This window comes from Nocardia citri, assembly GCF_054065835.1.
Genome location: NZ_JBSUQM010000001.1, coordinates 510,848 through 523,178 on the forward strand (window position 1 = coordinate 510,848; position 12,331 = coordinate 523,178).

The window sequence follows — 12,331 nt, forward strand, 5'->3', positions numbered from 1 at the left end:
GTCAGCTGAAGGGGGTTGTGGGGCGGTCCTGGAGTTCGCCGTCGAGATAGATGTCGACCTTTTCGTTGTAGAAGCAGACCAGGCCCGCGATCTTCTGGCTTTCCGGCAGTGGGGTGCGGTAGCCCCAGACGATGTCCGGATAATCCTTGCCGTCGAGATGGACGGTCCAGTAGTCGGCGGTGCCTTTGTAGGGGCAGCTGGTGTGGGTCCGCGACGGCTGCAGTAGGTCCATGCGAACATCGGTCAAGGGGAGGTAATACCTTGCGGGGAGGCCGGTTTCGAACAGGATGCGGGGTGAGTGCGAGTCGGCGACGGTGGTGCCGTCGATTGCTACGCGGATATGGCGGGAGCTGCCGAGGATGTCGACGCGAGTATACGGATCGCGCGGGTGGACATAGACGGGCTCGTCCTCTTCGAACCATTCGTCCATGGCATTCCAGTCCAGACGTACCAGGTCGTTCAGTTCGGTGAAGGGTGAGTCGTGATAGCGCACCGCGGCCCCGGCGGCGGTGGTGCCGTCGACGACTACGTCGTATCCGGTCGCGGTGCCACGGCTCGGGGATTTCGCGCTGGTGCCGTTCGGCTCCAGTTTCGCGTGCAGATCCGCGACGGGCAGATAGTAGGTCGGGTAGTGCGGACTCTCCCATACCAGGACCGGTCGGACCGTATCGGCGACCAACTGGCCGCCGAGGTAGACCCGGACTCGCTTCTGGCTGGTCGCTACCTTGACTCGGCCACGCTTCTCATCGGTCATACTCTCCGACCGTACTCCGCCGCACGATCCGACCAGCCGAATCGCCTATCGCGATGTGGGTAGATGCCGCGGCACCGACTTCTTCAGCGCGTCCAGCAGTTCCTTCATATCGCGTTCCATCCGGGCCAGCCGTTCGATATCGAAACCGGTGAGCCCCGCCGCCAGTGCCGCGCCGAAGGCGCCGCGGGCGCGCGTCAAGCGGGTGCGTCCGGCCGGGGTGAGTTCGACGACGACGGCCCGGGAATCATCCGGATCCTTGCATCGGGAGGCGTATCCGTCCGCGACGAGCTTACCGATCAGCGCCGTTGCCGCCGGCTGCGAACAGCGATCGATGCGAGCGAATTCGCTGACGCGGACCGCGCCGTGTTCGTCGAGCACCGAGAGTGCGCGCATCACGGCTCGCGGCAGATCGTCGCCGCTGATCACCCCGGCCAGCCGGGCCAGCCGGCCCGCGGTGACCAGAAGGTCGACCACGATGTCATCTGCTGTTGCCACCTGAGCCTGCTGCACACAATATTATTACATATGCTAACTATTTATGGCCAGGGCGTCACCAGCGCAAACGATAGCGACCGGGGAGCCGGACCCCACCGGGGTGCGCGACTCTCAGGAGGTTTGCGTGAGCGGCCTGCGGGGCTGTCCGAACAACTGCGCGTCACCGTGTGCGCGCTTGAAGAACAAATGCGCGTCGTGTTCCCAGGTAATGGCGATACCGCCGTGCATCTGCACCATCTCGGCCACGATGGTCGTGAACGCCGCCGAACAGTGCGTCCGCGCCACCCAGACATCCTCCGCGGCCGAAGAACTGTGCTCGGCCACGGCCACCGTCGCCATATACGAAGCGGATTCGGCCGATTCCGCCAGCACATACATATCCGCCATGCGGTGCTTGAGGGCTTGGAAACTGCCGATCGGCCGTCCGAACTGCACGCGCGATTTGGTGTACTCGACCGTCAGTTCCAGACACCGTTGCGCGGCCCCCACCTGCTCGGCTGCCACTGCGGCCCAAGCGATTTCACGTAGGCGGGCGATGAGTGCCGGATCCGCCGAACCGAGCCGTCGCGCCGGAACCGCTGTGAACGTGATTGCGGCGAGCTTGCGGGTGGGGTCCATGGTGGGGACGGCACGCCGGGTGACGTCCACGGCATTCGAATCGACCTCGAACAGGCCGTTCGAAGTCACGACGACAAGAGTGTCGGCGTGCAATCCATCGAGCACGTAATGCGCTGTGCCGGACAGTATCCCGTCTTCGGACTGTACACCCGGCGCGTCCCAGCCGCTGGTGCCCGCCCAGCACACCGCGATCGTGCGCGCGCCTTCGGCAGCCTCGGGCAGCAGCCGCTCACACGCCGCGTTGTCACCGGACAACAGCACTGCCTGCACACCGAGCACGGCCGAACCCAGCATCGGCACTCCGGCGAGTGTGCGCCCCAATTCCGTTACCACCAGCAGGGATTCGACCAGGCCGGCACCGAATCCGCCGTATTCCTCCGGAATCGCGAGCGCGGCGACGCCGACCTGTTCGCACAGCAGCCGCCACAGGTTCTCGTCATAGCCGAGTTCGGTAGCCATTGCCGCGCGCACCGCGGCGGATCCGGCATGCTTGGTGAGCAGCGCCCGGACCGAGGCGACGAATTCCTGATGCTCCGTACTGGGCCCAGTCGTCGCCCGACCGCTACTGTGCATCGAATCGCTACGAGATCCAGTCATTTCGTACCCCGCAGCGCACGGTCCCGAACCGCCTCATCGCGCAGTGCGCGGGCAATCCGGCAACGATGCAGATCCGGTGTGCCCCAGGCCGACCGCAGCGCGGTCACCCTGGTCAACCACAGTGACAAGTCGCACTCGGCGGTGTACCCGATCGCACCGTGCACTTGCAGCGCCGCCCGTGCCGCCCGATACGCCGCATCACCGCAGGCGATCACCGCCGCCGAAACGTCGCGGCCGCGCGTGGCCGCACTCAATGTCAAGGCCGCACGGTGCAGCAGCGGCTCGGCCAGATCCAGCCCGATCAGCACATCGGCCAACTTCTGTTCGACGGCCTGGAATTCGCCGATCGGCTTACCGAACTGCTTGCGCTGCTTGGCATATTCGGTCGCCGCGGCCAGCAGTGCCCGTCCCGCGCCGAGTAACTGTGCCGCATTGGCCAGCGCACCGGTATCGAAGGCGGCCGCGACGGCCTCGAGCACCTGCTCGCTCTCGGCGACAACGGCATCGGAGTCGACGACGAACAGCCGCCGCGCGGGATCCACCGATCGCACCAGCCCCGCCCGATGTCCGATGCTGAGCCGATTACCATCCGCGATCAGCACCACCTCGGCGGAGTCCGCATCCAATGCGACCCAGCCGTGCTCAGGTGAGGTGAACGCCAGCGTGCCGAGCGCCGCTCCCTCCGCGAATCCGGGCAGCCAGCGCGCGGCCGGTTCGGTATCCGGGAGAGCTTGTAGCAGTGCGGGTATCGCGGCCGCCGTCTCGACCAGCGGTCCGGGCGCGGCGGCCCGGCCGATCTCCTGGAAGGCGACGACCAGATCGATCGGCTCCGCGCCGCTCCCGCTGTGCTGCTCCTCGATTGCGAGACCCAGCGCACCCGCACCGGCCAACTGTCGGATGAGCGTGCGGCCGGGTCGCGGATCGCCCGCGGCCCAGTTGCGTACGGCGGCGGGAGTCCGTCCGGCGTCGAGCAATTTGCGCAGGCTGGTGCCGAAGTCGATTTGTTCCGGGCTGAGGGCGAATCTCATCGGCTGCTCCCCCGCGGTAGTCCGAGCAGCCGCTCGGCGATGATATTGCGCTGAATCTCATTGGTACCGGCATAGATCGGGCCGGACAGTGAGAACAGGTAGCCGTCGGTCCACGGCCCGGACCGCTCGGCCGCACCGCCGAGTACTTCCAGCGCGGTCTCGTGCATGGCGATATCCAGTTCGGACCAGAACACCTTGGTGATCGAGGATTCCGCGCCGAGCTTGCCGCCCTCGTTCAACCGGGTGACTGTGGCGAAGGTGTGCAGCCGATAGGCCTCGCTGCCGATCCAGGCGTCCACCACGGCATTGCGCTGTGCGGTATTGGTGGAGTCGCCGCTGTCGAGCCACAGATCGATGAGTCGCCGCGCGGTCGCGCTGAAGCGGCCGGGGGAACGTAGCGACAGGCCGCGCTCATTGCTGGACGTGCTCATCGCGACCCGCCAGCCCTCGCCGGGCGCGCCGATCACATCGTGATCCGGCACGAAGACATCGTCGAGGAAGATTTCGGCGAATCCGGGCTCCCCGTCCAACTGCGGAATCGGCCGTACCGAAACTCCATCCGCGGACAGCGGGAACATCACATAGGTGAGTCCGCGGTGCCGCTCCCGGCGGCTGCGATCAGGCCCGGAGGCGGCAGCCTGCGTGACCACGGAGAGCCCCGCATCGGCCGCATCGGAGACAGTCTCGGGATCGCTGCGGAACAGCCCGAATGCCCAGTCCGCGAACGCTGCTCGCGAACTCCAGGTCTTCTGACCGCGCAACAGCCAGCCACCGGTGGTGCGCCGCGCGGTCGAGCGGATACCGGCCAGATCGCTGCCCGCCTCCGGCTCGGACCAGGCCTGGGCCCAGATATCGTCACCGCGCGCCATCCGCGGCATGATCCGTTCGAGCTGCTCGGGCGTGCCGTGCTCGAAAAGTGTCGGTGCCAAAAGGAAGATGCCGTTCTGGCTGACCCGCCCCGGCGCGGCCGCGGCGTAGTACTCCTGCTCGAAGAGCACCCACTGCAGCAGCGAGGCGTCGCGTCCGCCGTACTCCCGCGGCCAGGAGACGACCGACAGCAGCGCCTCGGCGAGCGTGCGCTCCCATTCGCGATGCGCCTCGAACCCGGCCTTGGTATTCATTGATGGCAGCGGTTTCGCGGGCTTGTTGGCGGCGAGAAATTCGCGAGCTTCCCGCTGGAATTGCTGCGTCGCCCGATCGAGATCCAGATCCACTACGTTGTTCCGTTCTGCTCGGAGGTCGATCGGGTGGCCGCCGTCGCGGCAGCCTTCATCGACTCGGCGCTCATACCAGCGAGCGAATCCGCGCCGACCTCGGCATTGTGCGCATGCGCGAAGTGGTGCAGGCCGAATACCGAATCCATACCCGCCCGCATGCCCATCAGATCCTCGGCCTGGTTGACCGCCTTTTTGGTCAGCGCGAGCCCGAATCGCGGCATGGTGGCGATCTTTTCGGCCAGTGCCAGGGTTTCGGTCTCGAGCTGGTCGCGCGGTACGACGCGATTGACCATGCCCCATTGCTTGGCCTGCGCCGCATCGAAGAGGTCACCGGTGAACAGGAATTCCTTGGCCGCGCGCGGTCCCATCACCCACGGATGCGCGAAGTACTCCACGCCGGGAATGCCCATGCGCACAACGGGATCGGAGAAGAACGCGTCTTCGGAGGCGATGATCAGATCGCAGACCCAGGCCAGCATGAGCCCACCCGCGATGCAGGCACCCTGCACCATGGCGATGGTCGGCTTGGGGATTTCCCGCCAGCGTCGGCACATGCCGAGGTACACCTCGAGCTCGCGTGCGAAACGCTGGTCGCCACCGACCTTGTCGACGTGATCCCACCAGAGTGCGGCCTTGTTCTGGTAGCGCACATGGTGATCACGGCCTGGAGTGCCGATATCGTGCCCGGCGCTGAAGTGCTTTCCGTTGCCCGCCAGCACGATTACGCCCACCTCGGCGTCCTCGACCGCGCGCTCGAACGCGGCGTCGAGGGCGTAGGTCATCACCGAATTCTGCGCATTGCGGTAGTCGGGGCGGTTGAGCGTCACGATGGCGACCCGCCCGCGCCGCTCATACGTGACGACGTCCGGCTCGTAGGGCAGTGAATCATTCGACTGGGGGCCGGCTTCGTCCGACATTACGACTTCTCCTCACGTAGTTCACGTTTCAGCACTTTCCCGGCCGCGCTGTAGGGCAATTGGTTTCGGAATTCGATGAACCGCGGCACCTTGAAATTCGCCAGCACGGCGCTCGCATGTGCGCGCACCTGCTCCTCGGTGAGCGCCGTACCGGGCTTGCGAACCACGAATGCCTTGCCCACCTCGCCCATCCGGGTATCGGGCACCCCGATGACCGCGGATTCGGCGATCCCGTCGAGCCGGGCCAGCGCCTGTTCCACCTCCGCCGGATACACATTGAATCCGCCGCAGATATACATATCCTTGAGCCGATCGGTGATCCTCAGATAACCGCGCTCGTCGATCGTGCCGATATCGCCGGTGTGCAGCCAGCCCTCGGTATCGATGGCTTCCGCGGTGCTCTGCGGATCGTCGAGGTAGCCGAGCATGACGTTCGTGCCGCGCAACAGCACCTCACCCTCCGGACTCAGCCGCAGTTCGAATTCGGCGATCGGCCGGCCGCAGGTGCCCGCGACGGTTTCGGCGTCGTCGTCGGCCCGGCACATGGTGCCGAATCCGGCGGCCTCGGACAGCCCGTAGCCGGTGATGACGACATCGAAATCGAGTTCCGAGCGCATGCGCTCGACCAGCACTACCGGTACGGTCGCGGCGCCGGTGACGGCCACCCGCAGGGTGCTCAGGTCGTAGTTGTCGCGGTCCGGGAAGTCCAGGATCGTCTGGTAGACGGTCGGCGGTCCGGGCAGTACCGTGACTTTCTCCTCGCCGACCAATCGCATGGTCACCGGCACATCGAAGCTGGCCTGCGGAATGATCATCGCGCCGGTCACCAGGCACGCGAGAATACCCGCTTTGTATCCGAAGTTGTGGAAGAACGGGCTGACCACCAGATAGCGATCGGAGCCGGTCAGCGTGGTGCATTCGGCCCACGCCCGCACCACCGACAGTGCCTGCCGATGCGCGACCAGGGTGCCCTTGCTGCGTCCGGTGGTGCCGGAGGTGAACAGGATGTCGGAAATATCCTCGGGGTCAACGGCTTCGGCGCGTTTCACGGCATCGGCCGACGGGATGGATTCGGCTATTTCCGCCAGCTGCGACCAGTTCAGCGCGCTGGGATCGGCGGTATCCGACTCGATCGGAATGACCACCACCGTATCGATGTGCAATTCCGGTGCGGTGGAACGCAATTCGGCCAACCGGTCGCGGCCGAGGAAGGTTCCGGCGATGAACAGTGCCTTGGCCTCGACCCGTTCCAGCACGTCGGCGGCCTCATCCGCGACGTATCGAGTATTCAACGGCACCAGGGCCGCGCCCGTGTAGTGGGCGCCCAACGCGGCGACCACCCAGTGGTAGGTATTCGGCGCCCATATGGCGACCCGGTCACCCGACCGCACGCCGCGGGCGATCAGTGCCCGCGCCACCTGCTGCACCGCCCGCAGCAACTGTGCCCAGTCCAGCCGCACCTCGCCGTCGCCGAGGGCGGGCGTGGTGCCGAAGGTGCGCGCGGCATCGTGCAGTGCCATGGGTGTCGTTTGCGCAGGGGGTGTCACGGTTGTCCTCACCGTCGGCGGGGTCTTGTGCTGCTCTCGCTCGATAAAAGCGGTCGGGCTCTAACAAAGCAAGTGCTTGGTAGGTTATTCTACCGACGTGGTTGCGATCCAGGCGTCGGATTCCGGCAAAGGCGGCCCCACGGGGGGTGGGCCCGAGGGCCAGGGGGGTGGCAATACTGCCGCGCAGGACGCGCGATTTGCCGTAGAAGTGCGCGAGTGGTTGGCCGAGAACCTCGACGGCGAGTTCCGCGGGTTGCGCGGACTCGGCGGGCCCGGCCGCGAACACGAGGCCTTCGAGGAACGTCTCGCCTGGGACCGGCATTTGGCCGCCGCCGGGTGGACCTGCCTCGGCTGGCCCACGCAGTGGGGCGGGCGCGCGGCCCCGGTGCGCCAGCAGGTGATCTTCCATGCGGAATACGCCAAAGCGAATGCGCCCGCACGGGTTTCCCATATCGGTGAGGAACTGCTCGGTCCGACGATATTGGCCTTCGGTACCCAGGCGCAGAAGCAGCGGTTCCTGCCGGGTGTCCGGAGTGTGACCGAGCTGTGGTGCCAGGGCTACTCCGAACCCGGCGCGGGCTCGGACCTGGCGGCCATCAGCACCAGTGCCCGGCTCGACGGCGACGAGTGGGCGATCAATGGCCAGAAGATCTGGACCTCGCTGGCCCATGTGGCGGACTGGTGCTTCGTCCTCGCGCGCACCGAAAAGGGGTCGACCCGCCACAAGGGCCTGTCCTACCTGCTGGTTCCCATGGATCAGCCGGGTATCGAGGTGCGCCCGATCATTCAGCTGACCGGCACCTCGGAATTCAACGAGGTCTTCTTCGACAATGCCCGCACCGCCGCGAACCTGGTCGTCGGCGAAGCCGGTGACGGTTGGCGCATCGCCATGGGCACGCTCACCTTCGAGCGCGGTATCTCCACCCTCGGCCAGCAAATCCGCTTCGCCCGCGAGCTGGCCGATATCGAGGCATTGGCCCGGCGGACCGGTGCGGCCGAGGACCCATTGATCGCCGATCGCATCGATAAGGCCTGGGTCGGTCTGCGCGTCCTGCGCGCCCACGCGCTGCGCACCATGCACGACAGCACCACCACCGCCGCCGACGGGGGCCAGGCCTCGGTCTCGAAGCTGCTGTGGGCCAATTGGCATCGTGGCCTCGGCGAATTGGCCATGACCGTGCTCGGTCCCGCCGGTCTGGTGGCCGGTGAGCACGATCTCGACGAATGGCAGCGGCTGTATCTGTTCACTCGCGCCGACACGATCTACGGAGGTTCGAACGAAGTGCAGCGCAATATCATCTCCGAGCGTGTGCTCGGCCTGCCGCGGGAGGCTCGATGAATACCGCATCGCGTAGCGATTCGATGGGCGGTGGTGGTCGGGTGACGGGTGGGGCCGGGCCGTTTTCGATTGCGCCGCAGCCCATTGCGGGCCACGCCCTGCTGACCGGACGCAATGCCGTGGTTACTGCCGCGGCGGGCACCGGGATCGGCTCGGCCACCGCGCGCCGACTGCTCGCCGAGGGCGCCGATGTCGTCGTATCCGACTGGCACCAGCGCCGCCTCGCCGAAACCGAGGTCGAACTGAAGGCCGAATTCCCGCAGCGCCGGGTCGCCTCGATCGTGTGCGATGTGCAGAGCACCGAACAGGTCAACGAGCTGATCCGCGGTGCCGCGACCGCAGTGGGCCGCATCGACATCCTGGTCAACAATGCCGGACTCGGCGGTGAGACCCCGGTCATCGATATGACCGACGAGCAGTGGGACCGCGTCTTGGACATCAGCCTCAACGGCACCTTCCGCTGTACCCGTGCCGCCCTCGGCTACTTCCGCGATGCGGGCCACGGCGGTGTCATCGTCAATAACGCCAGCGTGCTCGGCTGGCGCGCACAATACGGCCAGGCCCACTACGCCGCCGCCAAGGCCGGCGTCATGGCTCTGACCCGCTGCAGCGCCATCGAGGCCGCCGAACTCGGCGTCCGCATCAATGCCGTCGCCCCGAGCATCGCCAGGCACGCCTTCCTGGATAAGGTCAGCTCGACCGAATTGCTCGACCGCCTCTGCGAACGTGAAGCCTTCGGTCGCGCCGCCGAACCCTGGGAAGTCGCCGCCACCATCGCCATGCTGGCCAGTGACTACACCACCTACCTCACCGGCGAAGTCGTATCGATCAGCAGTCAGCGCGCCTGAGCGAGCCAACACCGTTCGAACGGCCCCGCTGCCGACGCCGACGGGGCGAGTCTCGATGGCTCGGACACGAGGCTCACCCGTCGCCCGATCACCACGGCTCATCGAGTGGCTCCGCGATGGGCGATATTCGGGGCCGCGAACACGCCGCCGCCAGTTGCGGCAAATCAGAAACTGCCTGATCAGGCATAAAAGGCCGAGACGCGGCATATCCGGGTGTGCCATGCTGGGTGTGGTCGAATCCCGCACTCCCCTAAGGGGCGATGGCTATGGGGCTGGATCGCCCACATGCCCGCGAACAACTGGAACTCGAATTGGTGCGCGAGGTTGTGCTGGCCAGGCGACGGCTGGACAGCACGGTGCTCGCGGCGCTCACCCTCGGTGCCGAACTCATGGACCACGCGTCCGAGCATGCGACCGCGACTCGCGCCGCTCAGATTCTCGAGCGGTACGCGATCGACGAGACCGAGGTCGACCGCGATCCGCGCGGTGCGTTGCGTGCCGATATGGCGCGCGATCACGAACGCTCCTGCCGCATGGGGCTCGATGCCGCAGCGAGCGGATCCGAACAGGACCGCAGGCGGCGGCGGCAGACGGCACTGTTGTGTGAGGTGCGAGCGGATCTGCTCGACGTTATTCGCAAATGCCGCAAATTCCGCTTCGATCGCGTGGCCTTCGCCGACGGGATCGCCCAGGGCCTGTGCGACGCTACCGACAAACTCGTTATCGGCGCGGATATGGAAACCTATCGAGCCTGGCAGCGTGGCATGATCCTGAAACTCATCGAGGAGCCGGTCCCGTTCGGCCCACCACGCGTCATGGCCACCGTCGACGCGGGCCCGGATCGCGGCCCGCTGACCGTCGAATGGGACAGCTGTGAGCGCAGACTCGCGCTGGTGGCGCGGATGGCGCGGGCGGGTATTTCCCCGGTCGTCATCTGCGACCGACTGCTGGCCGACTTGTCGGTGTCCTCGCCCTTGCGGTATTCGATGCGGTGAGTTTCCCAAGCAAATGCTTGGTTGTACTATGAGCCGTGTGACCGCACCAGACGCCTCGAAATCAGCACGGCGCAATGAACTGCTCGCACTCGCGGCCCAACTGTTCGCCGACCGTGGACTCCGCGCGACCACTGTGCGTGATATCGCAGATGCGGCCGGGATTCTCTCGGGGAGCCTCTATCATCACTTCGATTCCAAGGAGTCGATGGTCGATGAGATTCTGCGTGGCTTCCTCGACGATCTGTTCGGGAGGTATCGCGAGATCGTGGCCGCCGGGCTCAGTTCGCGAGATACCTTGGAAGCCTTGGTGACCGCGTCCTACGAATCCTTCGACCGCTCGCACGCCGCGGTGGCGATCTATCAAGCTGAGGCCAAGCGCCTGCGCGATTCGGAGCGGTTCACCTATATCGCGGATTACAACCGCGAATTCCGCGAGCTGTGGCACCGGGTCTTGATCAATGGCGTCGAGGAAGGCAGCTTCCGGCCGGAACTCGACGTCGAATTGGCCTACCGATTCCTGCGGGACACGGTGTGGGTTGCGGTGCGGTGGTATGAGCCCGGCGGCTCGATCACCGTCGAGAACCTCGCCAAGCAGTACCTGACCATCGTGCTCGACGGACTCACCGTGCCATAGCCATATCGGCGACGCGGGCCCCGCGTGGGTTCGCGAGCTGTCGCCTACGCGCCACCGGGCAACACCGAGTAGGAGTTCCACATGTCAGCACCATCGGCTCGCCGTCCCTATGCCCCGCTGCGGGACGCCTTTGTCATCGATGCGGTGCGCACGCCGGTCGGCAAGCGCAACGGCGCGCTGGCCACGGTGCATCCAGCCGATCTCGGTGCGGCCGCACTGCGTGGTTTGCTGGACCGCAGCCCGATCGATCCGGCGGTGGTCGACGATGTGATCGTCGGCTGCGTCGACAACGTCGGTCCGCAGGCGGGCAATATCGGCCGCACCATGTGGCTGGCCGCCGGGTATCCGGAGGAAGTTCCCGGCGTCACCGTCGACCGGCAGTGCGGATCTTCCCAGCAGGCCATCAATTTCGGCGCGCAGGCCATTATGAGCGGCACCGCCGAGGTAATCGTCGCGGGTGGTGTGCAGAACATGAGCGCCATCCCGATCTCGGCGGCCATGTCGGCGGGCAAGGAATATGGATTCGACGCACCGTTCGTCGGTGCGCAGGGCTGGGACCATCGCTATGGCACCGCCCAGGTTTCGCAGTTCAACGGGGCGCAGATGATCGCCGACAAGTGGAATATCAGCCGGGAAGAGATGGAGCGCTGGGCATTGCGCAGCCATGAGCGCGCCCGCGATGCCATCAAGAACGGCCGCTTCGACGGCGAAATCGTGCCGGTCGGTGATTTCTGGATCGACCAGGGTCCGCGCGAGACCTCACTCGAGAAAATGGCATCGCTGCCGGTGCTCGCCGAGGGCAGCACGCTGACCGCCGCAGTGGCCAGCCAGATCTCCGACGGCGCGAGCGCCACCCTGCTCGCCTCCGAATGGGCCGTCGAGGAATACCGATTGGTCCCGCGTGCCCGCATCCACCACGTGAGTGCCCGTGGCGCCGACCCGATCATGATGCTCACCGGCCCGATTCCGGCCACCAAGTGGGCGCTGGAGAAGACCGGTCTGACCATCGACGATATCGATCTGGTGGAGATCAACGAGGCCTTCGCCCCGGTCGTGCTGGCCTGGCTGCGGGAGACCGGCGCCGATCCGGAGAAGGTGAACGTCAACGGCGGCGCGATCGCCCTCGGCCACCCGCTCGGCGCTACCGGCGCAAAGCTTTTCGCCACCCTGCTCAACGCGCTGGAGCGCCGCAACGGCCGCTACGGCCTGCTCACCATCTGTGAGGGCGGTGGCACCGCCAACGCCACAATCATCGAACGTCTCGGCTGACAGGCTCGTCCGCCTCCCGATACTCAGTCCGTACAAGTAAGAGCCGCAAGGCTTTTCGACAGGTCATGCGTCG

At 66.1% G+C, this 12,331-nt stretch carries 12 protein-coding genes; 5 read left to right on the top strand and 7 right to left on the bottom strand.

All coding sequences use genetic code 11. From position 1 onward, the window contains the following. Position 1: 1 nt before the first annotated feature. The 7 genes from ACW2Q0_RS02425 to ACW2Q0_RS02455 form a co-directional block, all read right to left on the bottom strand. On the bottom strand, positions 2–754 hold the full coding sequence (locus ACW2Q0_RS02425) for a DUF427 domain-containing protein (protein ID WP_457185578.1): 753 nt from the start codon (positions 752–754) through the stop codon (positions 2–4). A 45-nt stretch (positions 755–799) separates the two neighbouring features. Next, positions 800–1,249, bottom strand: coding sequence for a MarR family winged helix-turn-helix transcriptional regulator (locus tag ACW2Q0_RS02430; protein ID WP_457185580.1), 450 nt, complete (start codon positions 1,247–1,249; stop codon positions 800–802). Positions 1,250–1,360: 111 nt separating this feature from the next. Then, on the bottom strand, positions 1,361–2,440 hold the full coding sequence (locus ACW2Q0_RS02435) for an acyl-CoA dehydrogenase family protein (RefSeq protein WP_457186097.1): 1,080 nt from the start codon (positions 2,438–2,440) through the stop codon (positions 1,361–1,363). A 20-nt stretch (positions 2,441–2,460) separates the two neighbouring features. After that, positions 2,461–3,492: an acyl-CoA dehydrogenase family protein gene (locus ACW2Q0_RS02440; protein WP_457185582.1), complete on the bottom strand. Its 1,032-nt coding sequence runs from the start codon at positions 3,490–3,492 to the stop codon at positions 2,461–2,463. Beyond that, positions 3,489–4,706 carry an acyl-CoA dehydrogenase family protein gene (locus ACW2Q0_RS02445; protein ID WP_457185584.1) on the bottom strand — a complete coding sequence of 406 codons (1,218 nt, stop codon included), beginning with the start codon at positions 4,704–4,706 and terminating at the stop codon, positions 3,489–3,491. The genes ACW2Q0_RS02440 and ACW2Q0_RS02445 overlap by 4 nt, the downstream gene beginning before the upstream one ends. Further along, complete coding sequence (locus tag ACW2Q0_RS02450; RefSeq protein WP_457185586.1) at positions 4,706–5,626, bottom strand: enoyl-CoA hydratase; 921 nt, start codon at positions 5,624–5,626, stop codon at positions 4,706–4,708. The genes ACW2Q0_RS02445 and ACW2Q0_RS02450 overlap by 1 nt, the downstream gene beginning before the upstream one ends. Further along, complete coding sequence (locus tag ACW2Q0_RS02455) at positions 5,626–7,173, bottom strand: FadD3 family acyl-CoA ligase (protein WP_457185588.1); 1,548 nt, start codon at positions 7,171–7,173, stop codon at positions 5,626–5,628. Before ACW2Q0_RS02455 ends, ACW2Q0_RS02450 begins: the two co-directional genes overlap by 1 nt. Positions 7,174–7,381: 208 nt before the next feature. Here ACW2Q0_RS02455 and ACW2Q0_RS02460 point away from each other — a divergent pair, with 208 nt between their 5' ends. The 5 genes from ACW2Q0_RS02460 (at position 7,382) to ACW2Q0_RS02480 (ending at position 12,258) form a co-directional block, all read left to right on the top strand. Beyond that, on the top strand, positions 7,382–8,512 hold the full coding sequence (locus tag ACW2Q0_RS02460; RefSeq protein WP_457186099.1) for an acyl-CoA dehydrogenase family protein: 1,131 nt from the start codon (positions 7,382–7,384) through the stop codon (positions 8,510–8,512). A 23-nt stretch (positions 8,513–8,535) separates the two neighbouring features. Then, positions 8,536–9,360, top strand: a complete 825-nt coding sequence (locus tag ACW2Q0_RS02465) for an SDR family oxidoreductase (RefSeq protein WP_457186101.1) — start codon at positions 8,536–8,538, stop codon at positions 9,358–9,360. A 266-nt stretch (positions 9,361–9,626) separates the two neighbouring features. Beyond that, complete coding sequence (locus tag ACW2Q0_RS02470) at positions 9,627–10,355, top strand: hypothetical protein (RefSeq protein WP_457185590.1); 729 nt, start codon at positions 9,627–9,629, stop codon at positions 10,353–10,355. 28 nt (positions 10,356–10,383) lie between these two features. Next, positions 10,384–10,989: a TetR/AcrR family transcriptional regulator gene (locus tag ACW2Q0_RS02475; protein ID WP_457185592.1), complete on the top strand. Its 606-nt coding sequence runs from the start codon at positions 10,384–10,386 to the stop codon at positions 10,987–10,989. An 81-nt stretch (positions 10,990–11,070) separates the two neighbouring features. Further along, entirely contained in the window at positions 11,071–12,258 is a 1,188-nt protein-coding gene (locus ACW2Q0_RS02480) for an acetyl-CoA C-acetyltransferase (protein WP_457185594.1), read from the top strand. Positions 12,259–12,331: the final 73 nt, after the last annotated feature.

Excerpts from the sequence above, each read along its gene's own strand:
- ACW2Q0_RS02435 (WP_457186097.1), bottom strand. The coding sequence starts at position 2,440 with ATGCACAGTAGCGGTCGGGCGACGACTGGGCCCAGTACGGAGCATCAG.
- ACW2Q0_RS02425 (WP_457185578.1), bottom strand. The coding sequence starts at position 754 with ATGACCGATGAGAAGCGTGGCCGAGTCAAGGTAGCGACCAGCCAGAAG.
- ACW2Q0_RS02465 (WP_457186101.1), top strand. The coding sequence starts at position 8,536 with ATGGGCGGTGGTGGTCGGGTGACGGGTGGGGCCGGGCCGTTTTCGATT.
- ACW2Q0_RS02440 (WP_457185582.1), bottom strand. The coding sequence starts at position 3,492 with ATGAGATTCGCCCTCAGCCCGGAACAAATCGACTTCGGCACCAGCCTG.
- ACW2Q0_RS02450 (WP_457185586.1), bottom strand. The coding sequence starts at position 5,626 with ATGTCGGACGAAGCCGGCCCCCAGTCGAATGATTCACTGCCCTACGAG.
- ACW2Q0_RS02475 (WP_457185592.1), top strand. The coding sequence starts at position 10,384 with ATGAGCCGTGTGACCGCACCAGACGCCTCGAAATCAGCACGGCGCAAT.
- ACW2Q0_RS02470 (WP_457185590.1), top strand. The coding sequence starts at position 9,627 with ATGGGGCTGGATCGCCCACATGCCCGCGAACAACTGGAACTCGAATTG.
- ACW2Q0_RS02480 (WP_457185594.1), top strand. The coding sequence starts at position 11,071 with ATGTCAGCACCATCGGCTCGCCGTCCCTATGCCCCGCTGCGGGACGCC.